Origin of the sequence: Pseudomonas sp. HS6-2 (assembly GCF_049325675.2) — a bacterium.
Classification (GTDB): domain Bacteria; phylum Pseudomonadota; class Gammaproteobacteria; order Pseudomonadales; family Pseudomonadaceae; genus Aquipseudomonas; species Aquipseudomonas putida_N.
Window position 1 is genome coordinate 3,383,891 of record NZ_CM143906.1, and the last position, 25,534, is coordinate 3,409,424.

Genomic DNA, 25,534 nt, shown 5'->3' on the forward strand with positions numbered 1-25,534 from the left:
CGTTACAGGGTGTTGCTTGGAGAGGGGCCAGGCAGAAGAGTTCCTTTACCCTCCCCCAGGCAATCCTTACTTCAGCACAGCCAGGGCTGCGTCGTAGTTCGGCTCGTCGGCGATTTCGCCAACCAGCTCGCTGTGCAGCACCTTGTCGTTCTCGTCCAGCACCACCACGGCACGGGCAGCCAGGCCGGCCAGCGGGCCGTCGGCGATGGCAACGCCGTAGTTCTCGAGGAACTCGCGGCCACGCAGGGTCGACAGGTTCTTCACGTTCTCCAGGCCTTCGGCACCGCAGAAGCGCGCCTGGGCGAACGGCAGGTCGGCCGAAATGCACAGCACCACGGTATTGGCCACGTCGTTGGCCTGGGCGTTGAACTTGCGCACGGAAGTGGCGCAGGTCGGGGTGTCGACGCTCGGGAAAATGTTCAGCACCTTGCGCTTGCCGGCGTAGTCCTTCAGCGACTTGTCGGCCAGGCCTTCACCCACCAGGGAGAAAGCCGGAGCCTGGGCGCCGGCCTGTGGCAGGTTGCCTTTGACCTGAACCGGGTTGCCTTTGAGGGTCACTTGAGCCATGACGAAATCCTTATGCGGGGTTTGAAAAGGACACTGAGTTAATCATGAAGGCGGCCGGGTGCCTATGGGCACATTGAAATTGTTCTATTTCCAGACAATTCCTGTGGACAAAAAAAAGCCCGGATGGCGACAAACGCTCCGGACTTTTCTTATTGCAGGCAGCGAATCAGCCGATCAGGCCGTACACTACCGAGGTCAGTGCAACCACGCCGATCACCACCACAAACACGTTCGACAGCACACCGCTGGACTTACGCATCGACGGCACGCGACGGATGGCGTACATCGGCATCAGGAACAGCAGCACGGCGAGGATCGGGCCGCCCAGCGATTCGATCATGCCGAGGATGCTCGGATTGAGGGTGGCGACGATCCAGCAGACCACCAGCATCAGCGCGGCGACCACACGGTCCAGGGTCTTGGCACCCGGGCGAGCGCCGGTCTTGGCGATGATGCCCTTGAGGCCCTCACTGGCACCGATGTAGTGACCCAGGAACGACTTGGCAATCGCGACAAAGGCGATCAGCGGCGCGGCAAAGGCAATGGTCGGGTTGCTGAAGTGGTTGGCCAGGTACGACAGGATCGACAGGTTCTGCGCCTTGGCTTCGGCCAGTTGGGCGCTGCTCAGGGTGAGCACGCAGCTGAACACGAAGAACAGCACCATCACCACCATCAGCAGGTGGGCACGGCGCAGGATCTGGCCGCTGCGCTCGTCGGCGTGCTCGCCATAGCTACGCTTCTGGTCAACGGCGAAGGCCGAGATGATCGGCGAATGGTTGAACGAGAACACCATCACCGGAATGGCCAGCCACAGCGTATGCAGGAAGGCCGAGCCCGACGGCACCTGGGCGGCGCTGTCGAGGATGCCACCGGTCCAGTGCGGGATCAGGTACAGGCCGAGCAGCCCCAGGGCCACGATGAACGGATACACCAGCAGGCTCATGACCTTGACAGTGGCCTGCTCGCCGCAGCGCACGATGGCCAGCAGGCCGAGGATCAGCACGAATGACAGGATGACCCGCGGTGGCGGCGCCATGTGCAGCTGGTGCTCCATGAAGCTGCTGACGGTGTTGGTCAGTGCCACGCTATAGATGAGCAGGATCGGGAAGATCGCGAAGAAGTACAGCACAGTGATCAACGCACCGGCCTTGATGCCGAAATGCTCTTCGACCACTTCGGTGATGTCGCCCCCGTTACGCCCGGACAGCACGAAGCGGGTCAGGCCACGGTGGGAGAAATAGGTCATCGGGAAGGCCAGCGCGGCCAGAATCAGCAGCGGCCAGAAGCCGCCGAGGCCGGCGTTGATTGGCAGGAACAAGGTCCCCGCGCCGATGGCTGTGCCGAACAGGCCCAGCATCCAGGTGGTGTCGTTACGCGACCAGGCGCCGAGGGTGGCGGGGGTCGATTCTACAAAGCGTTGTTCAACGCTTGGGGCCTGCTCATTCATTCCGGGTGAAGCTCCACTCGCAAGACTGCAACAGGCTGAGAATGGCGAACTAGACGATTCGCCCAACTCAACCGGGGAAGAGGGGCGCGATTGTGCACGGAAAGGTTGCACTTGCGAAGCCCCGTCCGAGGGACGGTTGCACTTGTCTTTACAAGCAGGTTGTGCCGAGGGTGCTACTTCACGCCGCGTTCAATGCAAAAGGCCGCTCTCACTAGCCTGTAAGAGCGGCCTTTTGTCGCGAGCAGCGAGCGGTAACAGCCCGTTGCGCAGTTACTTCTGTACGGCAGCGAACGCTTCGGCAACCCGTTGCAGGTTGGCCGGGCGCAGGCCGGACATGCACACCCGGCCGCTGTCGATCAGGTACACACCGAACTCGTCACGCAGGCGACGCACCTGCTCGACGCTGAAGCCGGTGTAGCTGAACATGCCGCGCTGGCGCAGGAAGAACTGGAAGTCCTGGCCTGGCAGCAGCACCGCCAAGGCATCGACCAGCGCCTGGCGCATGTCGAGGATACGCTTGCGCATCACTTCCACTTCTGCGGCCCACTGGGCGTTGAGTACTTCATCGTTGAGCACGCCAGCCACCAGCTGGGCACCGAAGTTGGGTGGGCTGGAGTAGTTGCGGCGCACGGTGGCCTTGAGCTGGCCGAGCACGCTCTGGGTGGTGGCTTCGTCGTCGCAGACCACCGACAGGCCCCCTACCCGCTCGCCGTACAGCGAGAAGATCTTGGAGAACGAGTTGCTGACCAGGCACGGTACACCGGCACGGGCCATTTCGCGGATGGCGTAGGCGTCTTCGACCAGGCCTTCGCCGAAGCCCTGGTAGGCGATGTCGAGGAACGGGATCAGCTGGCGCGCCTTGACCACTTCCACCACCTGTTGCCACTGCGCCGGCTCGAGGTCGGCACCGGTCGGGTTGTGGCAGCACGGGTGCAGCAGCACGATGCTGTTGGCCGGCAGGCCCTGCAGGGTCTGCAGCATGCCGTCGAAGTCGACGCCACGGCTGGCCTGGTCGAAGTATGGGTAGGTGTGCACCTTGAACCCGGCACCTTCGAAGATGGCGCGGTGGTTGTCCCAGGTCGGGTTACTGACCCAGACTTCCGACTGCGGGAAATAGCGCTTGAGGAAGTCGGCACCGACTTTCAACGCGCCGGAGCCGCCAACGGTCTGCACGGTGGCCACGCGCTTGCCGGTCACGGCCGGGTGGTCGGCACCGAACAGCAGCGCCTGGATCGCCTGGCGGTAGCTGGCCAGGCCTTCCATCGGCAGGTACAGCGAGGCTTCATGGGCTTGGCCGGCAATGCGCTTTTCCACCGCATCCACCGCTGCCAGCTGCGGCACCACACCGGCCTCATCGTAATACAGGCCGATACTCAGGTTGACCTTGTCGGCGCGCGGGTCGGCCTTGAAGGTTTCCATCAACGAGAGGATCGGGTCGCCGGCATAGGCATCGACATGTTTGAACACAGCGTGCAGCTCCTTGGATCAGGACAGTTCGGAAAGACTGCCCTGAGGATACCCGGAGTCGGGCCCAAGGAACATCACATAAGTGCAAGGTTGTCTATGCAACTTTGCACAACGGCTCAGCCGAGTAGCGCCTTCAGGCCCTGCAGCTCCTGTTCGGTCAGTGCCACCCCTTCGCGCTCGGCCACTTCCCGCTCGCGGTAGCGGCGCTCGCCCGGCATGCGCGACAACCCTGCAGCCTGCATGTGCTCGACCAGTTCGCGGCTGCGCTGGGCAAACCGGCCACCCTCGGCCTTGCTCGGATCGATGACGATGATCAGCTGCCCGGTCCAGGGTGTTTTCGCGCCCGGGTGCCGCGACCAGTCGAATTCCCAGGAAAAATGCCCGCCAGTCAGCGCCGCCGCCAGCAATTCGACCATCATCGACAGCGCCGACCCCTTGTGCCCGCCAAACGGCAACAGTGCGCCGCCTTCGAGAATGGCCTTGGGGTCGGTGGTCGGCAGGCCCTGGGCATCCACGCCCATTCCCTCGGGCAGTGCCTGGCCGGCACGCGCGGCGATCTGTACGTCGCCATGGGCCATGGCACTGGTGGCCATGTCGAAGACGATCGGGTCATGCCCGGCACACGGCGCAGCAAAGGCAATCGGGTTGGTGCCGAACAGCGGTTTGCGTGCACCGTGCGGCACCACGCAGGTCATGCTGTTGACCACGCTCAGTGCCACCAGCCCCTCATCGGCAAAGGGTTCGACATCGGGCCACAGCGCGGCGAAATGGTGCGAATTGTGGATCGCCAGCACGGCGATGCCAGCGCTGCGGGCCTTTTCCACCAGCAACTCCCGGGCCGCTGCCAATGCAGGCTGGGCGAAGCCACCGGCAGCATCCACGCGCACATAGCCTGGCGCCAGATCGGTCACTTGTGGTGTGGCACGACCGTCGACCCAGCCACTGGCCAGGGTCGAAACGTAACCGGGAATACGAAACACGCCATGGCTGTGAGCGCCATCGCGCTGGGCACTGGTGCAGTTGTGGGCCAGCACGGTGGCCACCGCTTCGCTGCAGCCGTGACGCTGGAAGATCGCTTGCAACAGCCCCTGCAGTGCAGTGAAGGGCACGCGCACGAGCGGGCTGGTGGAAGGTGCGGACATCTGTAGCTCCTTTTTTGGAATTGGAATGGCAACAGCGTATGCAACGACAAAAACTTTCCGATAAGTGACAGCTATCTGTCAAATGTTGACGACATGACAGAAAACAGCCATTTTCTATTCCACGCCTTACCTGGAGCAGCAGCATGAGCCAACCGATCAAGCAACGCCTGGAAAACAGCCTGCAAGGGGCCGCTGCCTCAGGCCGCAAGATCGCCAGCTACATGCTCGCCAACCTGCACGAACTGCCGTTCCAGACCTCGGCCAGCATTGCCGAGAAGCTGGGTGTCAGCGAATCCAGCGTCGGCCGTTTCTGCCGCTCCCTCGGTTATGCCCATCTCAAGGCGCTCAAGCAAGACTTGCAGAGTGACCTCGGCGACGGGCCATGGCTGATGGGTGATCGCCTGCAAGAATATCGCCAGAACCAGGACGTCAGCGATAACGCCGGTAGCCTGGAGCGGGAAATCGCGGCCCTGGTGCGTGTTCACGAATACCGCCAGAGCGATGCCTGGCACACCGTGGCACAGCGCCTGGCGGTAAAGCCACGGGTGTGCATCGCCGGCTTCCAGACCGAGCGCGGCATCGCCATGTGCATGAGCCACTTGCTGCAATACCTGCGCGACGGCGTGCTGCTGGTCGATGGCAGCGCCGGGCACTTCGGCGACGTGCTGCTCGGCCGCAGCGAGGACACCGCGCTGGTGGTGTTCGAGGCCCGCCGCTATTCACGCCATGCCCAGCAGCTGTGCCAGAAGGCACGCGCCGCCGGCATCCCGGTCACCCTGGTGACCGACACCTTCTGCGACTGGGCCGATGCCCATGCCGACGAAGTGTTCCGCATCCCCACCGAATTCAACCTGTTCTGGGAGTCCACCGCGACCATGCTGTCGTGGGTACACCTGATGGTCAACGAGGTCTGCAAGAAGCTCGGGCCTGATGTTGAAAAACGCTTGGAAGCGACTGCCGCTCTACATAACGAGTTCGTCGGCTACACCTCGTGGCCGGCGGGCAAACAACAATAGCAAGAGTGCAAGAGGTGCGAGATGAACAAGACCATGGCTATGCTGGGTGCGTGTGCCCTGCTGCTGGCGGGTAACGCCAGCGCCGAGACCCTGCGCTTCGCCACCGAAGGCGCCTACCCGCCCTTCAACTATGTCGATGCCGATAACCAGCTGCACGGCTTCGACATCGACATCACCCACGCCCTGTGCGAACAGATGAAGGTCAAATGCACCCTGGTCGCCCAGGACTGGGAAGGCATCATCCCGGCCTTGATGGCGCGCAAGTACGATGCCGTGGTGGCGTCGATGATCGACACCGAGGAACGGCGCAAGAAAATCGCCTTCACCGACCACTACTACCGCACCCCGCTGACCGTCGCCGTGGCCAAGGACAGCAAGATCGGCGACGCCCAGACCAAGTTTGACGGCTACACGGTCGGTGCCCAGTCGTCCTCGACCCAGGCCATCTATGCCGAAGACGTGTACGCCAAGGCCGGCGCCGATGTGAAGCTGTACCCGACCATGGACGAGGCCAACGCCGACCTCGCCGCTGGCCGCCTGGACGGGGTGATCGCCGACAAGTTCCCGCTGCACGAGTGGATGAACAAGAACGGCGCCGACTGCTGCAAGATCCTTGGCGATGTTGCCAACACCAAGGCCGACGCCGCGATTGCCGTGCGCAAGGACGACGATGCCCTGCGCCAGCGGCTGAACACCGCACTGGCCGAGATCGTCGCCAACGGCACCTACCAGAAGATCGCCAGCAAGTACTTTGCCTTCGATATCTACAACTGATCTGTAGGGGGCATGCGCTTTCCGTAGGGGAGCGCATGACCCATCCAAGGGGTTCGTCATGCTCGATCAATTGTCCTTGCTGTCCTTCGCCAGTGGTGGCTGGGGCCAGGCGCTGCTGGCCGGCGCCCTGGTCACCGTTTCCCTGGCCCTCGCCTGCCTGCCCATCGGCCTGCCGCTGGGCCTGGCTGTGGCCCTGGCGGCGCGTTCGCGCAAGCGCCTGCCACGCGCCTGGGCCACCACCTTTTCCACGGTATTCCGCGGCCTGCCCGAGCTGCTGACCTTGCTGATCATCTATTACGGCTGCCAGATTGCCGCGCAAAAGCTGCTGGCGGCCATGGGTTATGAAGGCGAATTCCTGATCAACACCTTCCTGGCCGCGATGATCGCCTTCAGCCTGGTATTCGCAGCGTTCTCCAGCGAGATCTGGCTGGCGGCGTTCAAGACCCTGCCCAAAGGGCAACTGGAGGCCTGCTCGGCGCTGGGCCTGAGCAAGCGCACCGGGTTCTTCAAAGTGGTGCTGCCGCAACTGACCCGCATCGCCCTGCCGGGCCTGTCGAACAACTGGCTGTCGCTGCTCAAGGACACCTCACTGGTGTCGACCATCTCGTTGGTCGATCTGATGCGCCAGACCAACCTGGCAGTCAGCGTGACCAAGGAGCCGATGTTCTTCTATGGCGTCGCCTGCCTGGGTTACCTGCTGTTCTCGGCCGCCTCGGGACGGGTGTTCGCCTATATCGAGCGGCGCAGCAACCGCCACCTGCAAGGAGCACGCGCATGAGTGCCGAACAACTACTGGGCCTGGTGCTGGACCCGGACCTGCTGGAACGCTACGGCCCGCGCTTCGTCGAGGGCCTGCTGGTAACCGCCAAGCTGGTGGCTATCTCCTTCAGCCTGGGCGCCGTGCTCGGCCTGCTGCTGGCCCTGGCGCGCATGTCGCGCCAACGACTGCTGCAGCGCATGGCGGCCGGCTACATCTACTTCTTCCGCGGCTCGCCGCTGCTGGCACAGCTGTTCCTGCTGTATTACGGCCTAGGCTCGCTCAAAGGCTTCTGGCAGGACGTCGGGCTCTGGTGGTTCTTCCGTGAAGCCTGGTTCTGCACGCTGCTGGCATTCACCCTGAACACCGCCGCCTACCAAGCCGAGATCTTCCGCGGCAGCCTGATGGCCGTGGCTCCGGGCCAGTACGAAGCGGCACGGGCGCTGAACCTGAAACGCTCGACCACCTTCTTCAAGGTCATCCTGCCGCAATCGTTGCTGGTGGCCATCGGGCCGCTGGGCAACGAGCTGATCCTGATGATCAAGGCCAGCGCCATCGCCTCGCTGGTGACCATCTACGATCTGATGGGCGTGACCAAACTGGCGTTCTCGCGCAGTTTCGATTTCCAGATCTACCTCTGGGCCGCAGTGCTCTACCTGGTGATCGTCGAGCTGGTCCGGCGCTTGCTCAAACACCTGGAAGCTCGCCTGGGCCGCCACCTGAACTGACCGAAGGATACATCCATGCATTGCCAGACCCTTGTTCTCGGCGCCGGCATCGTCGGCGTCAGCACCGCACTGCACCTGCAGGCCCGCGGTCGCCAGGTGATCCTGATTGACCGCGACGACCCCGGCAGCGGCACCAGCCATGGCAACGCCGGGCTGATCGAGCGCTCCAGCGTGATCCCCTATGCCTTCCCCCGGCAATTCGGCGCCTTGCTGCGCTACGGCCTGAATCGCCAGCCCGATGTGCGCTACAGCCTGCTGCACCTGCCCAAGGCGGCGCCCTGGCTGCTGCGCTACTGGCAACAGTCGGCGCCCGGTCGCCTGGCCGGTGCGGCGGCCGACATGCTGCCGCTGGTGCAGCGCAGTGTCGAGGAACACGATGCGCTGATCCACGCCGCCGGCCTGGAAGGGCTGATCCAGGCCAAAGGCTGGATCGAGGTCTATCGCGAACCGGCGCTGTTCGAGCAAGCCAAGGCCGAACTCAAGGGCCTGGCCCGTTACGGCCTGCAGTACGAAATCCTCGAACGCAACCAGTTACAGGCGCGCGAACACCAGCTCGACAGCACCGTGGTCGGTGGCATCCACTGGCTCGACCCGAAGACCGTCAACAACCCCGGCGCCCTCACCCGTGGCTACGCGGCGCTGTTCGTGCAGCGTGGTGGGCAGTTCCTGCATGGTGATGCGCGCAGCCTGCGCCAGGTCGACGGCCAATGGCAGGTCGACAGCCAACGGGGGCCGATTACCGCCGACGAGGTGGTGGCCTGCCTGGGGCCGCAGTCGGGCGACCTGTTCGAGCGCTTGGGCTACCGCATTCCGCTGGGCATCAAGCGTGGCTACCACATGCATTACGGCACCCGTGACGGCGCGCAGCTGCAGCACTCAGTCTGCGACACTCAGGGCGGCTATGTCCTGGCGCCCATGGCCCGTGGCGTGCGCCTGACCACCGGCATCGAGTTCGCCGCCAGTGACGCGCCGGGCAACGAAATCCAGCTCAAGCGCTGCGAAGCCCTGGCCCGCAAGCTGTTCCCGGCCCTGGGTGAGCGTCTCGATGACAAACCCTGGCTCGGCCGCCGGCCGTGCCTGCCCGACATGCGCCCGGTGATTGGCCCGGCGCCTCGGCACAAAGGCCTGTGGTTCAACTTCGGCCACGCCCACCACGGCCTCACCCTCGGCCCGGTCAGCGGCCGCCTGGTGGCCGAACTGCTCACCGGCGAGCGCCCCTTCACCGACCCTGCGCCTTACAGCGCGGCTCGTTTCGACTGACACCCAGCGGGAGAACAACAAAATGACCGCCCCCATGAGCGTTGCCAGCCTTGCCCCCGAACCTGACCCACGCCCGGAGCTGATCCGCATCGAGGGCCTGAACAAGCACTATGGCGCCTTCCATGTGCTGCGTGATATTGACCTGCAGGTGCGCGAAGGCGAACGCATTGTCCTGTGTGGCCCGTCCGGCTCAGGCAAATCGACGCTGATCCGCTGCATCAATCGCCTGGAAATCGCCCAGCAGGGCAGCATCCAGGTTGCCGGCACCGACTTGGCCGCCAACACCCGCCAGGCGGCCCAGGTGCGCAGCGAGATCGGCATGGTGTTCCAGCACTTCAACCTGTTCCCGCACATGAGCGTGCTCGACAACTGCCTGCTCGCCCCCACCAGCGTGCGCGGCCTGTCGCGCAAGGACGCCGAGGAACGGGCGCGCATGTACCTGAGCAAGGTGGGTATCGAGAGCCAGGCGCACAAGTACCCCAGCCAGTTGTCCGGCGGCCAGCAACAGCGCGTGGCAATCGCCCGAGCGCTGTGCATGAAGCCGCGCATCATGCTGTTCGACGAGCCGACCTCGGCGCTCGACCCGGAGATGGTCGCCGAGGTGCTGGACGTGCTGGTGCAATTGGCCGGCACTGGCATGACCATGCTCTGCGTCACCCATGAAATGGGCTTTGCCCGGCAGGTGGCAGAGCGGGTGCTGTTCCTCGAAGGCGGGCAGATCATCGAAGACAGCCCGCCCCAGGTGTTCTTCAACCAGCCGCGCACTGCACGGGCCAAGGCGTTCCTGGCGCAGATACTGCACTGAGCCGTCGATCATTGCAGCGCTGCAATGATCCAACTGCGTCGTTAAATATAATTGACCTTACCCCCTGCCAAACCCTTGCCGGCTCAGGCTCGCAAGGGTTCAGACCCCGTATTTCGGCGCCTTAACCGCTTTTTGCTCGTTTGACATATCGAACGGCTCTGGCAAGCTATCTACAAGCCCCGACCGGAATCGTCCAGTGATGAGCCGGCAGTGCTCGGGACTTCAGGTAGCACATCAAGGCCACGGGCCGTGCACCTGCACAACAACGACAGGCAGAGCCCTGTCATAAGGTGACATATGTCCAACAGCAACATTGGCAACAAGCAACCCTCCCTGCGCAAACCCGTCGTCCTGATGACCATGGGCAGCCAAGAGCGCAAAGGCCATGACTATCAGGTCATGACCCACAAATACATCACCCCGCTGGTCGACTTCGCCGATTGCGTCCCGGTCCTCGTGCCCACCTGCTGTGGCATCGAAGACCTCGAGACCTATCTGGACATGGCCGACGGCGTGTACCTGACCGGTGCTGGCAGCAACATCGACCCGGCCCTGTACGGCCAGGAAAACGAAACCCCCGGCAAAGGCCAGGACAAGAACCGCGACCTGTTCGACATCCCGCTGGTCAAGGCAGCGATCAAGCGCGGCCTGCCGATCTTCGGCGTATGCCGTGGCATGCAGGAAATCAACGTTGCCCTGGGCGGCGACATCTACCAGAAAGTCTACGCCGAGCCAGGCTTCAACGACCACCGGGAAAACCCGGAAGATCCGGTCGATGTGCAATACGCCCAGGTGCATGGCGTGAAGATCAAGCCGGGCAGCTGGCTGCGTGAAACCCTGGGCACCGACGAGATCCGCGTGAACTCGCTGCACGGCCAGGGCCTGCGTAACCTCGGCGCCGGCATCGAGCCGATCGCCCACGCCGAAGACGGCCTGGTCGAGGCGATTCACGCGCCGAGCATCTCGCCGTTCCTGTTTGCCGTGCAGTGGCACCCGGAGTGGCAAGCCGCGAAGAACCCTGATTCGATCAAGATCTTCCAGGCCTTCGGCGATGCCTGCCGCGCCCAGGTGCGCAAAAGCCAGATCAAGCGCCAACAGGCCGCCTGATACCCGGTTTCAGCTTCGTTAGCTTTGATCGCGGGGCGGCGCAAGGTCGCCCCCGCTTCCCCGGTCACCCTCTGCTGGTCCCAGAACACTTCCCGTGGAAGCGGGCGGCGGGCTTGTGCCTGTCTCCGCGATCGTTTTTCCTTTCCCCGAGAGATACGATGACTGCCGAGTGGTTGTCGTAACATTTTCTGCGCCTGTGAGATCGAGCGCCGCCCGCGCGGCGCTTCGCGGGGAAAGCCCGCTCCTACATTTGTTTCGGACCAATTATTCCTGAGGCATTTGCGCGCGGTCCCTTGTTTGTACGACTCGATATCGAGCCATGCGCCAGGGGGTACGCGCGCCAATGGCACAGGTTTTACTGGCCCGAAACAAATGTAGGAGCGGGCTTGCCCCGCGAAGCGCCGCGCGGGCGGCGCTCGATATCCGCACCCACACACCCCTTGAACTGATCACCTAGGCACCCACACAAAAATTTCTGCAAAGGGGACTAGTCATTGCACATGTTGTACGATAACTTACCTCTAACAGAGCAACACCCTTCACCCCAAGCGCCACAGGATGCCTACAACAATGAATCCACAAGAACTGAAATCCATCCTCTCCCACGGCCTGCTGTCTTTCCCGGTCACCGACTTCAATGCCCAGGGCGACTTCAACCAGGCTGGCTACATCAAGCGCCTGGAGTGGCTCGCCCCCTACGGCGCCAGCGCCCTGTTCGCCGCCGGTGGCACCGGTGAGTTCTTCTCCCTGGCCGCCAGCGAATACAGCCAGGTGATCAAGACTGCGGTCGACACCTGCGCCAAGTCGGTGCCAATCCTCGCCGGCGTCGGTGGCTCCACCCGCCAGGCCATCGAGTACGCACAAGAAGCCGAGCGCCTGGGCGCCAAGGGCCTGCTGCTGCTGCCGCACTACCTCACAGAAGCCAGCCAGGACGGCGTTGCCGCCCACGTCGAAGCGGTGTGCAAATCGGTCAACATCGGTGTGGTGGTGTACAACCGCAACGTCTGCCGCCTGAACGCCAACCTGCTGGAGCAACTGGCCGAACGTTGCCCGAACCTGATCGGCTACAAGGACGGCCTGGGCGATATCGAACTGATGGTGTCGATCCGTCGCCGCATGGGTGATCGTTTCAGCTACCTGGGTGGCCTGCCGACCGCCGAGGTGTACGCTGCGGCTTACAAGGCACTGGGTGTGCCGGTGTACTCGTCGGCAGTGTTCAACTTCATTCCGAAGACTGCGATGGACTTCTACCACGCCATCGCCCGCGACGATCACGCCACCGTGGCCAAGCTGATCGACGATTTCTTCCTGCCGTACCTGGACATTCGTAACCGCAAGGCCGGCTACGCCGTGAGCATCGTCAAGGCCGGTGCCAAGATCGCCGGTTACGACGCAGGCCCGGTGCGCACCCCGCTGACCGACCTGACCGCCGAAGAGTACGAAATGCTCGCAGCACTGATGGACAAGGTGGGTCCGCAATAAGCGCACCCCGCGGCCTGCCATTGCCGCATCCGGAGTGGGCCTGCTCACTCCGGCTACAACTCGTGAGCCCGCACAAAAATAACTAGTGGGAGTATTACCAGCATGCAAGCGACTAAAAAGACGCATGTGCGCTACCTGATCCTGTTCATGCTGTTCCTGGTGACCACGATCAACTACGCAGACCGAGCAACCATCGCCATCGCCGGCTCCAGCCTGCAGAAAGACCTCGGCATCGACGCCGTTACCCTTGGTTATATTTTCTCCGCCTTCGGATGGGCTTACGTGGCCGGGCAGATCCCCGGTGGCTGGCTGCTGGACCGCTTCGGTTCGAAAAATGTCTACGCCTTCAGCATCTTCACCTGGTCGCTGTTCACCCTGCTGCAGGGTTTTGTCGGCGGCCTGCCGGTGGCCTGGGCGGTAGTGACCCTGTTCACCCTGCGCTTTCTCGTCGGTTTCGCCGAAGCCCCGTCGTTCCCGGGTAATGCCCGTATCGTCGCGGCCTGGTTCCCGACCCAGGAACGCGGCACCGCCTCGGCGATCTTCAACTCGGCGCAATACTTCGCCACCGCACTGTTCGCCCCGATCATGGGCTGGATCGTGTTCAGCTTCGGCTGGGAGCACGTGTTCGTGGTCATGGGTGCGCTGGGCATCGTGTTCTCCATGGTGTGGCTGAAGACCATCTACAACCCGCGCCAGCACCCACGCATCAGCAAGGACGAACTCGAGCACATCGAGCAGAACGGCGGCCTGGTCGACATGGACCAGAAGCGTGGCAACGATGGCCCGAAATGGGGCTATATCAAGCAACTGCTGACCAGCCGCATGCTGCTGGGCGTTTACCTGGGCCAGTACTGCATCAACGCCATCACCTACTTCTTCCTCACCTGGTTCCCGGTGTACCTGGTGCAGGAGCGCGGCATGACCATCCTCAAGGCCGGCTTCATCGCCTCGCTGCCCGCGGTGTGTGGCTTCATTGGTGGCGTGCTGGGTGGCGTGATCTCGGACTGGCTGCTGCGCCGCGGCAACTCGCTGACCTTCTCGCGCAAGCTGCCGATCGTCTGCGGCCTGTTGCTGTCGACCACCATGGTCTTCTGCAACTATGTCGACGCCGAGTGGATGGTAGTCGGTTTCATGACCCTGGCCTTCTTCGGCAAAGGTATCGGCGCGCTGGGCTGGGCCGTGGTAGCAGACACCTCGCCCAAGCAGATCGCCGGGCTGTCCGGTGGCCTGTTCAACACCTTCGGCAACATAGCCTCGATCACCACCCCGATCGTGATCGGCTACATCATCAGCGCCACCGGCTCGTTCAAGTGGGCCCTGGTGTACGTGGGCGCCAATGCCCTGGTGGCGGTGTTCAGCTACCTGGTGATCGTCGGCCCGATCAAGCGTATCGAGTTGCGCGAAGATGCCCCAAAGCCACAACCTGAGCCGGCCGCCAATGGCGAACTGGCCAGCTCGCGGCACTGAGTGAACACGCCCGCGCCGGCCGAAGGCTGCGCGGGCGGATGTATAAAAGCCTGAGAACCTGACAAGTAGGGCCCAAACATGCAGTTGATCGAACATTCCGACTCGCCCCGCTACGTCCGCCTGCACGATGACGACAACGTCGTGGTGGTGGTCAATGACGGCGGCCTGGGCGAAGGCGCCCGCTTCGCCGATGGCCTGACCCTGGTCGAAGGCGTGCCACAGAGCCACAAGGTTGCCACCATGCTGATTGCCAAGGGCGAGCCGGTGCGCCGTTATGGGCAGATCATCGGGTATGCGCTGGAAGACCTGCGCCAGGGCAGCTGGGTACAGGAAAGCCAGCTGGCCATGCCGGCCGCCCCCGAGCTGGACAGCCTGCCGCGCTGCGATGCAGTGCCCGATGCCCTGCCACCGCTGGACGGCTTCACCTTCGAAGGCTACCGCAACGCCGACGGCACCGTCGGCACCCGCAACATCCTCGGCATCACCACCACCGTGCAGTGCGTGACCGGCGTGCTGGAACACGCAGTCAAACGCATCCGCGCCGAATTGCTGCCCAAATACCCCAACGTCGATGACGTGGTCGCCCTCACCCACAGCTATGGCTGCGGCGTGGCGATCAACGCCCGCGACGCCTACATCCCGATCCGCACCGTGCGCAACCTGGCGCGCAACCCCAACCTCGGTGGCGAAGCGCTGGTGATCAGCCTGGGTTGCGAAAAGCTCCAGGCCGGCCAGGTGATGCACGACAACGACCCGTCGGTGGACCTCAGCGAGCCCTGGCTGTATCGCTTGCAGGACGCCAGCCTTGGCTTTGCCGAGATGATCGAGCAGATCATGGGCCTGGCGGAAACCCGCCTCAAGAAGCTCGACCAGCGCCGCCGCGAGACCGTACCGGCCAGCGAGCTGATCCTCGGCATGCAGTGCGGCGGCAGTGACGCCTTCTCCGGCATCACCGCCAACCCGGCACTCGGCTTTGCCGCCGACCTGCTGGTGCGCGCTGGCGCCACCGTGCTGTTCTCGGAAGTGACCGAAGTGCGCGACGCCATCTACATGCTCACCTCGCGCGCGCAAAACCAGGAGGTCGCCGATGCCCTGGTGCGCGAGATGGACTGGTACGACCGCTACCTGCAGCAAGGCGCGGCCGACCGCAGCGCCAATACCACGCCGGGCAACAAGAAAGGCGGCCTGTCGAACATCGTCGAGAAGTCCCTCGGTTCGATCGTCAAGTCCGGCAGCGGCGCCATCCAGGGCGTGCTCGGCCCGGGCGAGCGGGTCAACCGCAAGGGCCTGATCTTCTGTGCCACCCCGGCCAGCGACTTTGTCTGCGGCACCCTGCAGCTGGCCGCTGGCATGAACCTGCATGTGTTCACCACCGGTCGCGGCACGCCCTACGGCCTGGCCATGGCCCCCGTGGTCAAGGTCTGCACCCGTACCGAGCTGGCCCAACGCTGGCCGGACCTGATCGACATCGACGCCGGGCGCATCGCCAGTGGCCGCTCGACCATCGAAGAGTTGGGCTGGGAGCTGTTCCACTACTACCTGGACGTCGCCAGTGGCCGCAAGCAGACCTGGGCCGAACAGCACCGCCTGCACAACGACATCACCCTATTCAATCCGGCACCCATTACCTGAACATTCAACCCTAGGAGCCCCACATGCCAGAGATCCTCGGCCACAACTTCATCGCCGGCCAGCGCAGCGCCGCTGGCGCGCAACGCCTGCAAAGCCTGGACGCCACCACCGGCGAGGCCCTGCCCTACAGCTTCGCCCAAGCCACCGAGGCCGAAGTGGACCAGGCTGCCAAAGCCGCCGCTGCCGCCTTTGTTGAATTCCGCAACCTGAAACCGGCCCGTCGCGCCGAGTTCCTCGACGCCATCGCTGCCGAACTGGACGAGTTGGATGACGCCTTCGTCGCCATCGTCTGCCGTGAAACCGCCCTGCCTGCCGCCCGAATCCAGGGCGAGCGCGGCCGCACCAGCGGCCAGATGCGCCTGTTCGCCCAGGTGCTGCGCCGTGGCGATTTCCTCGGTGCGCGCATCGACCTGGCCCTGCCCGAGCGCCAACCACTGCCGCGGGTAGACCTGCGCCAGATGCGCATCGGCGTCGGCCCGGTCGCCGTGTTCGGTGCCAGCAACTTCCCGCTGGCCTTCTCGACTGCCGGTGGTGACACCGCCGCAGCCCTGGCAGCCGGTTGCCCAGTGGTGTTCAAGGCGCACAGCGGCCATATGGCCACCGCCGACCTGGTCGGTTGCGCCATCCAGCGCGCCGCCGAGCGTACCGGCATGCCCAAGGGCGTGTTCAACATGGTGTTCGGCGCTGGCGTCGGCGAGCCGCTGGTCAAGCACCCGGCCATCCAGGCCGTCGGCTTCACCGGTTCGCTCAAGGGCGGCGACGCCCTGTGCCGCATGGCCGCCGAACGCCCGCAACCAATCCCGGTGTTCGCCGAGATGTCCAGCATCAACCCTGTGATCATTCTGCCGGGTGCCCTGGCCAAGCGTGGCGAGGCCATCGCCCGCGAGCTGGCAGGCTCCGTGTGCATGGGAGCCGGGCAGTTCTGCACCAACCCAGGCCTGGTGATCGGCCTGCAGTCGGCACAATACAGCCAGCTGCTCGCCGACCTCGGCCAGCACCTGGAACAACAAGCCGGGCAGACCATGCTCAACGCGGGTGGCCTGCGCAGCTATGTTGGCGGCCTGGAGCACCTGCACGCCCACGCCGGTATCGAGCACCTGGCCGGCCAGGCCCAAGAGGGCAGCCAGGCCCGTGCCCAGCTGTTCAAGGCCGATGCCCGCCTGCTGGTGGAGGCTGACCCGCTGCTGCAGGAAGAAGTGTTCGGCCCGACCACCGTGGCGGTCGAGGTCAAGGACAATGCGCAACTACGTGACGCCCTGCTCGGCCTGCGCGGCCAGCTGACCGCGACGCTGATCGGCGAGCCGGAAGACTTCGAGGCCTTCGCCTGGCTGGTGCCGCTGCTGGAAGAGAAAGTTGGCCGCATTCTGGTCAATGGCTACCCGACGGGTGTGGAAGTGTGTGACGCGATGGTCCACGGCGGGCCGTATCCGGCCACCTCCGATGCCCGTGGCACCTCGGTCGGCACCCTGGCCATCGACCGTTTCCTGCGTCCGGTGTGCTACCAGAACTACCCGCAGGCGCTGCTGCCGGAAGCACTGCGTGACGGCAACCCGCTGGGGCTGCGTCGCCTGGTCAACGGGCAGTGGAGCGAAGACGCGCTCTGAGTACCTTGAAACAAGAAAGCCCTGCACCGCGGGGCTTTTCTTTATCGCCTGTGCTGGCCTCTTCGCGGGACAAGCCCGCTCCTACAGGAGTACCTATAGCTTCAGGGCTGTACAGCACGTGTAGGTGCGGGCTTGCCCCGCGACGAGGCCAGCACAGGCTATTGAAGGGCTCAGGCCCCTTGTGCCTCGGCTTCTTCATGGGCCTGGCGCAAGCGCTCGCGGCTGTTGCTCAGGTGCATGCGCATGGCCATCTTCGCCCCTTCGCTGTCGCGCCGGGCAATGGCTTCGTAGATCGCTTCATGCTCATGCATCAACCGGCTCATGTAATGCGCCTGGTCATCATGGGCCAACCGCGCCGAATTCAACCGGGTGCGCGGAATGATGCTGGTCCCCAGGTGGTTGATGATGTCGGCGAAATAGTGGTTGCCGCTGGCCTGGGCAATACGCAGGTGGAACTGGAAGTCCGCCGATACCGCGTCGGTGGCATGCGCAGCCCCCTCGTTCAGCTCATCGAGCGCCGCGCGCATGCCAGCCAGTTCTTCATCGCTGCGCCGTTGCGCCGCCAGGCCCGCCGATTCGATTTCCAGGGCGATGCGCAGCTCCAGCACTGCCAGCACCTCGCGCAAGGTCACCACGGTCGCCGGGTCGATACGGAAGCCCCCGGTCGCCGGCGCATCCAGCACAAAGGTACCGATGCCATGGCGCGTCTCGACCTGCCCGGCCGCCTGCAGCCGGGAGATCGCCTCACGCACCACGGTACGGCTGACGCCCTCCTCGGCCATGATCTGCGATTCGGTCGGTAGCTTGTCGCCGCGCTTGAGCTGGCCGCTGCGAATGCGCTCGGTCAGCACCGTGACCAGTTCCTGGGCCAGACTGCGCGGCTTGCGCCGGGTCCTTGCCTGTACCTGCTGCTCTGTCATGCCCTGTATTTCACCTTGAAAGACAGCCGTCATCATAACGCAAGCAGTTGTACGATCACATACACCCGACGCGGTATTTCTTGCCAGGACCGGCCGCAGCCAACTCAGGTACAGTGAGCCTCATCCATGGAAGGAAAGCCCGCGCTGGCAAATCGCTTTCGCATCGCCACTACCTGATAGGAAAAATGCTGGCCCCCAGGCATTGTCAGTGAAGGCAAACTCCGTTCATCTTCATATGCTTAGGACAGCTACATGCGAACAATTCTAGCAACGATGGCCGGCTGCCTGCTGGCCACTGTCGGCTTCGGCGTCCAGGCCAAGGCGCTGAGCCAGAACGATCGCAACGTCTGTGGCTGGGGTTCGCAGATCGCCGCCGAGGCTCAGCAAGCCAAGCTCTCCGGGGTCACCCTGTATGCCACGCGCAAGAAGCTGCAGGTGCGCCGGTTCGACAAGCCATGGATGCGCATGACCGCCTTCGGCATCACCGAACAGACGTACAACAGCCGTTCAAAACTGCAGCCGTCAGCCATCAAGCAGACGTATTACGAGCAATGCGTCCAGCACGCTGTCGCTAAACGATAAATCTATATATTTCAATTATTTAAAATATTTTACTAATGTATTTTCGAGAATCAGTCAGTCGCCACCTGCCAGAATGCCCACGCCACGCCGTGCGGCCTCAAGCTGCCTCGTTGTCGTTGCCGCGTAACGAGCCGCTGACCCGGACGCTCACTTGCGCTTTCCACTGTTAAGCCGCCATTAATGAAATGAACATAAACCACTGAATATTAAACAGTTATCCCCAGAGAGCTGCTGAGGGTCGAGCAGTTCGCCCTGGCGCGCAAGGTAAGCCGGTGAAGCGCACAGGATGCGCAGGTGATCGCACAGCTTGCGCGCCACCAGAGGGTTGTCTGCCCGCTCGCCAACGCGGATGGCTGCGTCGAAACCCTCGCCGACCAGGTCAACGAATCGGTCGGGGATAGACCGGCTCGCAGCGCACTTCGGTCTTCACCGAGTTGGCGATGAAGCAGGCGTCGTGGGCCAGGTGATGCAGCTGATCGAGCTGCTCCGCCGTCGGCTGGCGCTCCCCGGAGAACTCGACCCGCGGCCGCAGGGTGACCACGGTCATTGCCATGCGCCCTGCTTCATTGCGCGCCATCACCCCTTCGGCGTCATCGGCATAGTGCTCGACGCAAAAGCGCTGTTTGGCCGCCAGCGACAGGAACCACAACATGTGGCAGCTGGACAGCGCGGCGATGAAAGCCTCTTCCGGGTCCACGGCCGAGGCATCGGACATGGGCAACGGCACCACATGGGGCGACGACGACCCCGGCACCTCGACGCCGCCGTCGAAGCGCCACAGGTGCCGGCGGCTGTACTGGTTACCGAGAAAGTCCTGGCCGTCGCGAGCCCAGGCCACGTGAGCGGTGTATTGCGCCATTCGAACCTCCTTGTCCAATTGATCACATCGTTTCAACAGCCGCTGAGCGCCACCGGGCGGCGTTCACCGGCAAAGAACATCGGGCGCAGGCGCACGCCGATCAGGTTGCCGGTGTAAGCCGCGATCAGCCACAACCAGCCGTGCACGCTACCCGACGCGATACCGCTGAAGTAGGCGCCGATATTACAGCCATAGGCCAGGCGCGAACCATAGCCCAGCAGCAGGCCCCCGATCACTGCGGCGATCAGCGATGGCAGCGGGATTTTCAGGCTGGGCGCGAAGCGGCCTGCCAAGCCTGCCGCCATCAGTGCGCCGAGCACGATGCCGATGTCCATCACCGTGGTGATGTCCTGCCACAGCGGCGCAGCCAGCGCCTTGGCATTGGCCGGCGCCTGCCAGAATACCCAGCTGCCGACGTCCACGCCGAAGCTTGAAAGGGTCTTGGCGCCCCACAGGGCAAAGGCCGAAGTGATACCCCACGGGCGGCCGGCCAGGGCCAGGGTGGCGTAGTTGAGCAAGGCCAGGGCAATTGCGCCCCACAGCAGCGGCCAAGGGCCATGCAGGAAGCGGCGCAGGCTTCGATGCTCGCTGCTCAGTGGCGTTTCCAGGGCGCCATGACGACGCTTTTCCAGCACCACCGTGGCCCAGGCGATCAGCGCGAACACGGCCACGCTGGCCAGCAGCGATGGCACCACGCCCCAGGCCTGGACAATCGAAGTGGCCGGGAACGACGGCAGCGCGAACCACCAGTCGGCATGGTGGGTGGCGCTGACCGAGCCGATGATGAAGAACAGCAGGGTTACCAGCATTCGCGCATTGCCGCCGCCGACCGTGAACAGCGTGCCCGAGGCACAGCCGCCCCCCAGTTGCATGCCAATGCCGAAAATGAATGCGCCGAACACCACCGACATGCCAGCCGGCGCGACCAGGCCGGTAACCGGGGTGCCGAACAGGCTGCCGGCCGACAGCGCCGGGAAGAACAGCAGCACGGCCAGGGTCAACATGACCATCTGCGCACGCAGGCCGGCGCCGCGGCGTTCGTTGATGAACACGCGCCAGGCCGAGGTGAAGCCAAAAGCGGCGTGATAGAGCGTCAGGCCCAGGGCGGCGCCGACCATCAACAGCAGCACCTGCTTGAAGCCGGCGTTGAGGTTGAGGAACCAGGCGCCGGCCAGCAGCAGGGCCAGGGCGATCAAGGGCGCACCGAGGCGGCGCGGTTCGGGTGTGGCGGTTGCAGAAAGACCCATTGAAATACTCGGACTACAGTGAAACGGAGGGCGAGTATAACCCCGTCAGGTGCTTCGTGTGGTCCGCGAAGGGGCCAGTACATCTGTTAGGCTGATAACTACCCGTCATTGCCAACCGAAGCATTCGCCCCATGGATGAACTGCGCAAGATCGACCTCAACCTGCTACTCACCCTGCACGCCCTGCTCAGCGAACGGCACGTGACCCGCGCCGCCCTGCGCCTGCACCGCAGCCAACCTGCAGTCAGCCACGCGCTGGCGCAGCTTCGTGCACACTTCGACGACCCGTTGCTGATCCGCCAGCACGGCCAGATGGCCCTGACTGCCCGCGCCCAATCCCTGGCCAAACCGCTGCAGGATGCCCTCGGGAGCCTCAACGGCCTCCTGGCCACACCCCAGTTCGACCCTGCCCAAGCCCGGCGCCGCTTCAGGCTGTCGCTATCCGACTATTCCTCGCGCATCATCCTGCCGCCGCTGGTGCGCCACCTGCGCCAGGTCGCCCCCGGCGTCGATCTGGCGATCAGCCAGGCCAGCCGCGAAACGATGCTCGCACAGTTGCTCGATGGCGAACTCGACCTGGCCCTGGGCATCTTCCCGGAACTGCCGGCCGACATCATTGCCCAGACCTTGTTCGAAGACCGCTTCATCAGCGTCGCCGATCGCCAGGTGCTACCGGCCAAGGGCGGGCTTGCGCTGGATGACTGGCTGGCACGCCCGCACGTACTCATGGCCATGCACCCGGATGCCCACGACGAGACCGAGCGCACCTTGGCCGAACATGGCCTGCGCCGGCATATTGCCCTGGCGCTGCCGCACTGGAGCGCGGCCGTCGAGGTGCTCGCGGGCACCGACCTGGTCCTCACCGTGGCCAGGCGAGCGGTAGGCCCGATGCGCCAGCACCCGTCACTGCGCGAGTTCACGCCGCCACTGCCGGTGCCTGCCCTCGCCTATCAACAGGCGTGGCATGGACGAAAGGACAGCGACCCCGGACATCGCTGGCTGCGTGAAGCGGTCTGCGCGTGCAGCCAGCCCGGGCACTGATCAGCGCTCGATCACGGCCTGGCCGGACGACGGGGTCGAAGTCCAGCCACCCTGCACCAGCAACACGCCACAAAGGATCAGTAGCACGCCGGCAACCCTGGCCAGGTTCACCGGCTTGCTGGCAACTCCCATCAGCCCGAAGTGATCGACGATCACCGAGGTCAGGATCTGCCCTGCCACCACCAGCACCAGGAAACCCGCCGTGCCCAGCTTCGGTGTCAAGGCTGCAGCGCCGGCCACGTAGAGGGCGCCCAGCACACCACCGATCCAGAGCCACCACGGGCCTTGTAGCGCTTTGCTCAGGTCAGGCATGGGCACCCGAAGGATCAGCAACGCCGTGATGATCACCACCGAACTGACCGTCAACGAGGTGAAGGCGCCCCACAACCAGTGCCCCAGCGCACGACCGACGGCGGCGTTGCTGGCAGCCTGATACGGCAGTACGAAGCCTGCAAGCAGGGCCATCATCACGGGAACGAATGCAAAGAGCAGGGTCTTGTAGGGCATGATGGGTCTCATCTGAGGTCAGGATGAGACCATGATCGGTAAATCGACAGCGTTTATGGAAATCGAAAAGGTGCACGTGCTGTATTCGTCACGCGCATGCTGCCGAAAAAAAATGCGGGCCTGCCGAGGCGTGCCCGCAGCCCGACCTCAACGCCAGGTATCGACGCGCAGCACTTCGGTGTAGATCGCATCGACGGTCTGGCCGACCTTGAGGTTCTTCATCCGCTTCTGCAGGTCCGGGTTCTCGACCTTGACCACCTGCAGCTTGCCTTCCGGCGGCAGCAGGCTGACTTCATGTTTCTTCAGGTCGATCTTCTTGATCTGCGAGGTTACCCGGACCTGGCGGAACGCTTCGCCGCCAGGGTTGGGGTTGTCCTTGGTGGCACGGATCTCCCCAGACTCTTCAGTGGCCTTCGGCGCACCGCCAACCTCACTGTTGAGCACATAGGCGACTGCCCGAGTGACATAGATATCGACGTTGTCACCCACCTTCAGGTTGGGCAGCGCCTTGGCCTTTTCCGTCAGTTGCAGGGTGACATCCTTGTCGTTCGGCCCTTTTACCGTGACTTGGCGGTTGGCCAGGTCGATGGCCGTGACCTGGGTTTTGACGTGGCTTTCCAACGCCTGGCTGCCAATCGGAATCTCGGCGGCCTGCACCGTGAAGGTGGCAGCGGACATCAGCGTGGCGAGGGCAACAGCGCGAGCGAGCGTGCTAATAGGATTCATAGGCCTGCTTCCATGGGTTCAAGACCGGGTTTGTGCGTGAAATGTTTACGCGCAAACAAGCATAGCCATTGCCCGCCACTCTGCAGGCAACCGCCCAGGCTGCTGCATATTTCAACCCCTTGGCGTCAACGGCAAGCGTTCGAGAAATGCGAATCTTGTGGGAGCCGCGCTTGTCGTGACTCCCACAAGCACTCAGTTACGCGTCACCCGCCAGACGGTGTTGGCCAGGTCATCGGCAATGATCAACGCCCCGCGCGGGTCTACCGTCACGCCCACAGGCCGACCTCGGGTCTTGCCATCCTCCCCGCGGAACCCGGTGGCGAAGTCGATCGGCTCACCGGCCGGCTTGCCCGCCTTGAACGGCACGAAGATCACCTTGTAACCCACCGGGTTCGGGCGATTCCAACTACCGTGCTCGCCTACGAACACCCCGTCGGCAAACCGTTCACCCATGGCCGGGATGGAGAAGTCCACACCCAGCGCGGCTACGTGCGACCCCAGGCTGTAGTCCGGCTTGATCGCCGCCGCCACCTTGTCCGGGTTCTGCGGTTTCACCCGTTCATCGACGTTCTGCCCCCAGTAGCTGAACGGCCAGCCATAGAAGCCGCCCTCTCGCACCGAGGTGAGGTAGTCCGGCACCAGGTCCGGGCCCAGTTCGTCACGTTCGTTGACCACCGTCCACAACTGCCCGGTGTCCGGCTGAATGGTAAGCGCCGTCGGGTTGCGCAAACCGGTGGCGTAAGGCTTGTGCGCCCCCGTCACGGCGTCGATCTGCCAGACCATGGCGCGGTCGATTTCCACCTCCATGCCACGCTCGGTGATATTGCTGTTCGAGCCGATGCCCACGTACAAGTAGCGGCCATCAGGGCTGATGGTCAGTGCCTTGGTCCAGTGGTGGTTGATCTCAGCCGGCAGATCGGTGACCTTGGTCGGCGAGCCGGCCGCTTTGGTCTGACCGTCCTGGTAGTCAAAACGTACCAGCGCATCCTGGTTGGCCACGTACAGCTTGCCGTCGGCAAAGGCCAGGCCATAGGGCGCATTGAGGCCTTCGGCGAACACAGTCTGTAGCTCATACGTGCCATCGCCATCGGCATCGCGCAGCAGGGTCAGGCGGTTACCACCCTTGACCTGGGTGTTGCCCTTGGCCTTGATCTGGCTGGCGACCACGTCCTTGGGCTTGAGCTTGGCGGCACTGCCGCCGCGCCCTTCGGCGATCAGGATATCGCCATTGGGCAGCACCAGGCTCTGGCGCGGGATCTTCAGGTCAGTGGCAATGGCCGTGATGCTGTAGCCCTCGGGCACGGTGGGCTTCTGCTCGCCCCACTGCGCCGGTTGCGCGATCTTCATACTCGGCAGCAAGCCGCGCTCAGGGGCCGGCAGTTTCGGGTCGGGGCCCAGCGCCTGAGTCGGTTCGCCGTCACCGCCACAAGCGGCCAGAAGCAGTGCCACGCTCAGCAGCGACATTCCATGCAATGGCTTCATGCCTCACCTCCCGAACCCAGATTACTCATGCCTAGCCATGCCGCCACGCAAGCCAGCACGGTGACGATCACCGACAGCACCAAGCCCGTCGGCATCACCGCCCAGGCATCCTTGGCATGTTCGAAGGCGTTGATCAGGCCCAACACCCAGGTCGCCAGCAACAGCAGGAAATACAGCGTCGGCCGCCCACCCTTGCGTGGAGCGCGGATCAGGTTGGCCAGGGCAAACAACAGCGCCAGCCCGCAGAACAGCAAGCCACCGGCAATCAGCCAGGCGGCGAAGTTGCTCCACTGGATCTGGTAGCTCTTGAAGTAGGCAATGTCGCTCAGCAGCGCGCCGAGAAACAGCGGGACCGTGCCGGCCAGCAGGATCGCATGCAGCGGGCTGGGCGTGCATCGGTAGAGGGTTTGCTCAGTAGCGGTCACGGCGCCTCCTTATCAGTCGGTGACCCGGGGCTGAAGGACTGGCATGGGGCCTGGTCCATCAGGCGTGCGCAGGGTGCGCTTAAGAAGGGATCACCTTGACGTTCGGATAGTTCACCGCTTGGCTTGATAGAAATATCCTGAAAGACTTTGCGCGTCTGAATGAGGGATACCATGAGAATCTGCAGCGCACGACCTTACGCGTGCTGGACCGCGCATGCCTTGCTGGCCATCAGCCTGGCACTCAATGCCGGCTGTTCGAGCAAAAGCAGCAAGGCGCGCTACTACGCCGCCGCGCCTGGCTCCAACTGTTACGCCAAGGCGCTTCCAAGCACTGGCGAAGGCGGGCTGGCCTGGGGCAACACACTGGGCATTGCCAAGCAGAAGTCGCTTAACAACTGCATCCGCTATGCCGGCCGCTCAGGCGGCACGCCAGACACCTGCCAGGTGGTGCTGGCCAAGTGCAAGAACTGACCCTTACGGCGGTTATGCGC

26 protein-coding genes are annotated in these 25,534 nt (G+C 63.8%); 14 read left to right on the top strand and 12 right to left on the bottom strand.

What is annotated here, in order from left to right:
- Positions 1 to 66 precede the first annotated feature (66 nt).
- The 4 genes from tpx to ACOKS3_RS15705 all read right to left on the bottom strand — a co-directional run bounded on the left by tpx (position 67) and on the right by ACOKS3_RS15705 (position 4,623).
- Positions 67 to 567 (bottom strand): thiol peroxidase, encoded by a 501-nt coding sequence (gene tpx / locus ACOKS3_RS15690; protein WP_079228358.1) that lies wholly within the window; start codon positions 565 to 567, stop codon positions 67 to 69.
- Positions 568 to 733: 166 nt separating this feature from the next.
- Entirely contained in the window at positions 734 to 2,014 is a 1,281-nt protein-coding gene (locus ACOKS3_RS15695; RefSeq protein ID WP_422763676.1) for a serine/threonine transporter, read from the bottom strand.
- Between the two features lie 270 nt (positions 2,015 to 2,284).
- On the bottom strand, positions 2,285 to 3,481 hold the full coding sequence (locus ACOKS3_RS15700; RefSeq protein ID WP_422763675.1) for an amino acid aminotransferase: 1,197 nt from the start codon (positions 3,479 to 3,481) through the stop codon (positions 2,285 to 2,287).
- Between the two features lie 116 nt (positions 3,482 to 3,597).
- Positions 3,598 to 4,623 carry an Ldh family oxidoreductase gene (locus tag ACOKS3_RS15705; protein ID WP_422763674.1) on the bottom strand — a complete coding sequence of 342 codons (1,026 nt, stop codon included), beginning with the start codon at positions 4,621 to 4,623 and terminating at the stop codon, positions 3,598 to 3,600.
- Positions 4,624 to 4,766: 143 nt separating this feature from the next.
- On the opposite strand from ACOKS3_RS15705, the gene ACOKS3_RS15710 reads away from it, so the two are divergent.
- The 11 genes from ACOKS3_RS15710 (at position 4,767) to ACOKS3_RS15760 (ending at position 17,255) form a co-directional block, all read left to right on the top strand.
- Positions 4,767 to 5,639 (top strand): MurR/RpiR family transcriptional regulator, encoded by an 873-nt coding sequence (locus tag ACOKS3_RS15710; protein WP_103447512.1) that lies wholly within the window; start codon positions 4,767 to 4,769, stop codon positions 5,637 to 5,639.
- A gap of 21 nt (positions 5,640 to 5,660) precedes the next feature.
- A complete protein-coding gene (locus ACOKS3_RS15715; RefSeq protein ID WP_103447513.1) occupies positions 5,661 to 6,413 on the top strand; it encodes a transporter substrate-binding domain-containing protein in 753 nt (250 codons plus the stop codon).
- A 58-nt stretch (positions 6,414 to 6,471) separates the two neighbouring features.
- Positions 6,472 to 7,191 (top strand): ABC transporter permease, encoded by a 720-nt coding sequence (locus tag ACOKS3_RS15720; RefSeq protein ID WP_060485113.1) that lies wholly within the window; start codon positions 6,472 to 6,474, stop codon positions 7,189 to 7,191.
- A complete protein-coding gene (locus tag ACOKS3_RS15725; RefSeq protein ID WP_422763673.1) occupies positions 7,188 to 7,898 on the top strand; it encodes an ABC transporter permease in 711 nt (236 codons plus the stop codon). Before ACOKS3_RS15720 ends, ACOKS3_RS15725 begins: the two co-directional genes overlap by 4 nt.
- 15 nt (positions 7,899 to 7,913) lie before the next feature.
- Complete coding sequence (locus tag ACOKS3_RS15730) at positions 7,914 to 9,158, top strand: NAD(P)/FAD-dependent oxidoreductase (RefSeq protein WP_103447515.1); 1,245 nt, start codon at positions 7,914 to 7,916, stop codon at positions 9,156 to 9,158.
- 22 nt (positions 9,159 to 9,180) lie between these two features.
- Entirely contained in the window at positions 9,181 to 9,963 is a 783-nt protein-coding gene (locus ACOKS3_RS15735; RefSeq protein ID WP_060512926.1) for an amino acid ABC transporter ATP-binding protein, read from the top strand.
- Between the two features lie 297 nt (positions 9,964 to 10,260).
- Positions 10,261 to 11,070: a gamma-glutamyl-gamma-aminobutyrate hydrolase family protein gene (locus ACOKS3_RS15740; RefSeq protein ID WP_103447516.1), complete on the top strand. Its 810-nt coding sequence runs from the start codon at positions 10,261 to 10,263 to the stop codon at positions 11,068 to 11,070.
- Between the two features lie 570 nt (positions 11,071 to 11,640).
- Entirely contained in the window at positions 11,641 to 12,552 is a 912-nt protein-coding gene (gene kdgD, locus ACOKS3_RS15745) for a 5-dehydro-4-deoxyglucarate dehydratase (RefSeq protein ID WP_422763672.1), read from the top strand.
- Positions 12,553 to 12,654: 102 nt separating this feature from the next.
- The gene (locus ACOKS3_RS15750) at positions 12,655 to 14,019 is read left to right on the top strand and encodes an MFS transporter (RefSeq protein ID WP_422763671.1); all 1,365 of its coding nucleotides are present in this window, start codon (positions 12,655 to 12,657) and stop codon (positions 14,017 to 14,019) included.
- A gap of 78 nt (positions 14,020 to 14,097) precedes the next feature.
- Entirely contained in the window at positions 14,098 to 15,651 is a 1,554-nt protein-coding gene (garD, locus tag ACOKS3_RS15755; RefSeq protein ID WP_422763670.1) for a galactarate dehydratase, read from the top strand.
- 23 nt (positions 15,652 to 15,674) lie between these two features.
- Complete coding sequence (locus ACOKS3_RS15760) at positions 15,675 to 17,255, top strand: aldehyde dehydrogenase (NADP(+)) (RefSeq protein WP_422763669.1); 1,581 nt, start codon at positions 15,675 to 15,677, stop codon at positions 17,253 to 17,255.
- A gap of 170 nt (positions 17,256 to 17,425) precedes the next feature.
- Here ACOKS3_RS15760 and ACOKS3_RS15765 read toward each other — a convergent pair whose 3' ends face one another.
- Positions 17,426 to 18,175, bottom strand: coding sequence for a FadR/GntR family transcriptional regulator (locus tag ACOKS3_RS15765; protein ID WP_085678821.1), 750 nt, complete (start codon positions 18,173 to 18,175; stop codon positions 17,426 to 17,428).
- A gap of 252 nt (positions 18,176 to 18,427) precedes the next feature.
- Here ACOKS3_RS15765 and ACOKS3_RS15770 point away from each other — a divergent pair, with 252 nt between their 5' ends.
- A complete protein-coding gene (locus ACOKS3_RS15770) occupies positions 18,428 to 18,757 on the top strand; it encodes a hypothetical protein (protein ID WP_103447522.1) in 330 nt (109 codons plus the stop codon).
- A gap of 177 nt (positions 18,758 to 18,934) precedes the next feature.
- Here ACOKS3_RS15770 and ACOKS3_RS15775 read toward each other — a convergent pair whose 3' ends face one another.
- The 3 genes from ACOKS3_RS15775 to ACOKS3_RS15785 are packed head-to-tail and all read right to left on the bottom strand — an operon-like array spanning position 18,935 to position 20,863.
- Positions 18,935 to 19,156: a LysR substrate-binding domain-containing protein gene (locus ACOKS3_RS15775; RefSeq protein WP_463581493.1), complete on the bottom strand. Its 222-nt coding sequence runs from the start codon at positions 19,154 to 19,156 to the stop codon at positions 18,935 to 18,937.
- Entirely contained in the window at positions 19,137 to 19,616 is a 480-nt protein-coding gene (locus tag ACOKS3_RS15780) for an OsmC family protein (protein ID WP_103447523.1), read from the bottom strand. Before ACOKS3_RS15780 ends, ACOKS3_RS15775 begins: the two co-directional genes overlap by 20 nt.
- Positions 19,617 to 19,648: 32 nt before the next feature.
- Positions 19,649 to 20,863 carry a YeeE/YedE family protein gene (locus ACOKS3_RS15785; RefSeq protein ID WP_103447524.1) on the bottom strand — a complete coding sequence of 405 codons (1,215 nt, stop codon included), beginning with the start codon at positions 20,861 to 20,863 and terminating at the stop codon, positions 19,649 to 19,651.
- A 131-nt stretch (positions 20,864 to 20,994) separates the two neighbouring features.
- On the opposite strand from ACOKS3_RS15785, the gene ACOKS3_RS15790 reads away from it, so the two are divergent.
- Positions 20,995 to 21,903, top strand: a complete 909-nt coding sequence (locus ACOKS3_RS15790) for a LysR family transcriptional regulator (RefSeq protein ID WP_422763668.1) — start codon at positions 20,995 to 20,997, stop codon at positions 21,901 to 21,903.
- Here ACOKS3_RS15790 and ACOKS3_RS15795 read toward each other — a convergent pair whose 3' ends face one another.
- The 4 genes from ACOKS3_RS15795 to ACOKS3_RS15810 all read right to left on the bottom strand — a co-directional run bounded on the left by ACOKS3_RS15795 (position 21,904) and on the right by ACOKS3_RS15810 (position 25,043).
- Positions 21,904 to 22,410: a DMT family transporter gene (locus ACOKS3_RS15795; RefSeq protein WP_103447526.1), complete on the bottom strand. Its 507-nt coding sequence runs from the start codon at positions 22,408 to 22,410 to the stop codon at positions 21,904 to 21,906.
- 147 nt (positions 22,411 to 22,557) lie between these two features.
- Positions 22,558 to 23,136 carry a hypothetical protein gene (locus ACOKS3_RS15800; protein WP_103447527.1) on the bottom strand — a complete coding sequence of 193 codons (579 nt, stop codon included), beginning with the start codon at positions 23,134 to 23,136 and terminating at the stop codon, positions 22,558 to 22,560.
- Between the two features lie 192 nt (positions 23,137 to 23,328).
- Positions 23,329 to 24,618: a PQQ-dependent sugar dehydrogenase gene (locus ACOKS3_RS15805; protein ID WP_103447528.1), complete on the bottom strand. Its 1,290-nt coding sequence runs from the start codon at positions 24,616 to 24,618 to the stop codon at positions 23,329 to 23,331.
- The gene (locus ACOKS3_RS15810; RefSeq protein ID WP_422763667.1) at positions 24,615 to 25,043 is read right to left on the bottom strand and encodes a DUF2231 domain-containing protein; all 429 of its coding nucleotides are present in this window, start codon (positions 25,041 to 25,043) and stop codon (positions 24,615 to 24,617) included. The genes ACOKS3_RS15805 and ACOKS3_RS15810 overlap by 4 nt, the downstream gene beginning before the upstream one ends.
- Before the next feature lie 171 nt (positions 25,044 to 25,214).
- Here ACOKS3_RS15810 and ACOKS3_RS15815 point away from each other — a divergent pair, with 171 nt between their 5' ends.
- Positions 25,215 to 25,514 carry a hypothetical protein gene (locus tag ACOKS3_RS15815; RefSeq protein WP_422763666.1) on the top strand — a complete coding sequence of 100 codons (300 nt, stop codon included), beginning with the start codon at positions 25,215 to 25,217 and terminating at the stop codon, positions 25,512 to 25,514.
- The last annotated feature ends 20 nt before the right edge of the window (positions 25,515 to 25,534 follow it).

Excerpts from the sequence above, each read along its gene's own strand:
- tpx (WP_079228358.1), bottom strand. The coding sequence starts at position 567 with ATGGCTCAAGTGACCCTCAAAGGCAACCCGGTTCAGGTCAAAGGCAAC.
- ACOKS3_RS15695 (WP_422763676.1), bottom strand. The coding sequence starts at position 2,014 with ATGAATGAGCAGGCCCCAAGCGTTGAACAACGCTTTGTAGAATCGACC.
- ACOKS3_RS15705 (WP_422763674.1), bottom strand. The coding sequence starts at position 4,623 with ATGTCCGCACCTTCCACCAGCCCGCTCGTGCGCGTGCCCTTCACTGCA.
- ACOKS3_RS15710 (WP_103447512.1), top strand. The coding sequence starts at position 4,767 with ATGAGCCAACCGATCAAGCAACGCCTGGAAAACAGCCTGCAAGGGGCC.
- ACOKS3_RS15715 (WP_103447513.1), top strand. The coding sequence starts at position 5,661 with ATGAACAAGACCATGGCTATGCTGGGTGCGTGTGCCCTGCTGCTGGCG.
- ACOKS3_RS15720 (WP_060485113.1), top strand. The coding sequence starts at position 6,472 with ATGCTCGATCAATTGTCCTTGCTGTCCTTCGCCAGTGGTGGCTGGGGC.
- ACOKS3_RS15725 (WP_422763673.1), top strand. The coding sequence starts at position 7,188 with ATGAGTGCCGAACAACTACTGGGCCTGGTGCTGGACCCGGACCTGCTG.
- ACOKS3_RS15730 (WP_103447515.1), top strand. The coding sequence starts at position 7,914 with ATGCATTGCCAGACCCTTGTTCTCGGCGCCGGCATCGTCGGCGTCAGC.
- ACOKS3_RS15735 (WP_060512926.1), top strand. The coding sequence starts at position 9,181 with ATGACCGCCCCCATGAGCGTTGCCAGCCTTGCCCCCGAACCTGACCCA.
- ACOKS3_RS15740 (WP_103447516.1), top strand. The coding sequence starts at position 10,261 with ATGTCCAACAGCAACATTGGCAACAAGCAACCCTCCCTGCGCAAACCC.
- kdgD (WP_422763672.1), top strand. The coding sequence starts at position 11,641 with ATGAATCCACAAGAACTGAAATCCATCCTCTCCCACGGCCTGCTGTCT.
- ACOKS3_RS15750 (WP_422763671.1), top strand. The coding sequence starts at position 12,655 with ATGCAAGCGACTAAAAAGACGCATGTGCGCTACCTGATCCTGTTCATG.
- garD (WP_422763670.1), top strand. The coding sequence starts at position 14,098 with ATGCAGTTGATCGAACATTCCGACTCGCCCCGCTACGTCCGCCTGCAC.
- ACOKS3_RS15760 (WP_422763669.1), top strand. The coding sequence starts at position 15,675 with ATGCCAGAGATCCTCGGCCACAACTTCATCGCCGGCCAGCGCAGCGCC.
- ACOKS3_RS15765 (WP_085678821.1), bottom strand. The coding sequence starts at position 18,175 with ATGACAGAGCAGCAGGTACAGGCAAGGACCCGGCGCAAGCCGCGCAGT.
- ACOKS3_RS15770 (WP_103447522.1), top strand. The coding sequence starts at position 18,428 with ATGCGAACAATTCTAGCAACGATGGCCGGCTGCCTGCTGGCCACTGTC.
- ACOKS3_RS15780 (WP_103447523.1), bottom strand. The coding sequence starts at position 19,616 with ATGGCGCAATACACCGCTCACGTGGCCTGGGCTCGCGACGGCCAGGAC.
- ACOKS3_RS15785 (WP_103447524.1), bottom strand. The coding sequence starts at position 20,863 with ATGGGTCTTTCTGCAACCGCCACACCCGAACCGCGCCGCCTCGGTGCG.
- ACOKS3_RS15790 (WP_422763668.1), top strand. The coding sequence starts at position 20,995 with ATGGATGAACTGCGCAAGATCGACCTCAACCTGCTACTCACCCTGCAC.
- ACOKS3_RS15795 (WP_103447526.1), bottom strand. The coding sequence starts at position 22,410 with ATGCCCTACAAGACCCTGCTCTTTGCATTCGTTCCCGTGATGATGGCC.
- ACOKS3_RS15800 (WP_103447527.1), bottom strand. The coding sequence starts at position 23,136 with ATGAATCCTATTAGCACGCTCGCTCGCGCTGTTGCCCTCGCCACGCTG.
- ACOKS3_RS15805 (WP_103447528.1), bottom strand. The coding sequence starts at position 24,618 with ATGAAGCCATTGCATGGAATGTCGCTGCTGAGCGTGGCACTGCTTCTG.
- ACOKS3_RS15815 (WP_422763666.1), top strand. The coding sequence starts at position 25,215 with ATGAGAATCTGCAGCGCACGACCTTACGCGTGCTGGACCGCGCATGCC.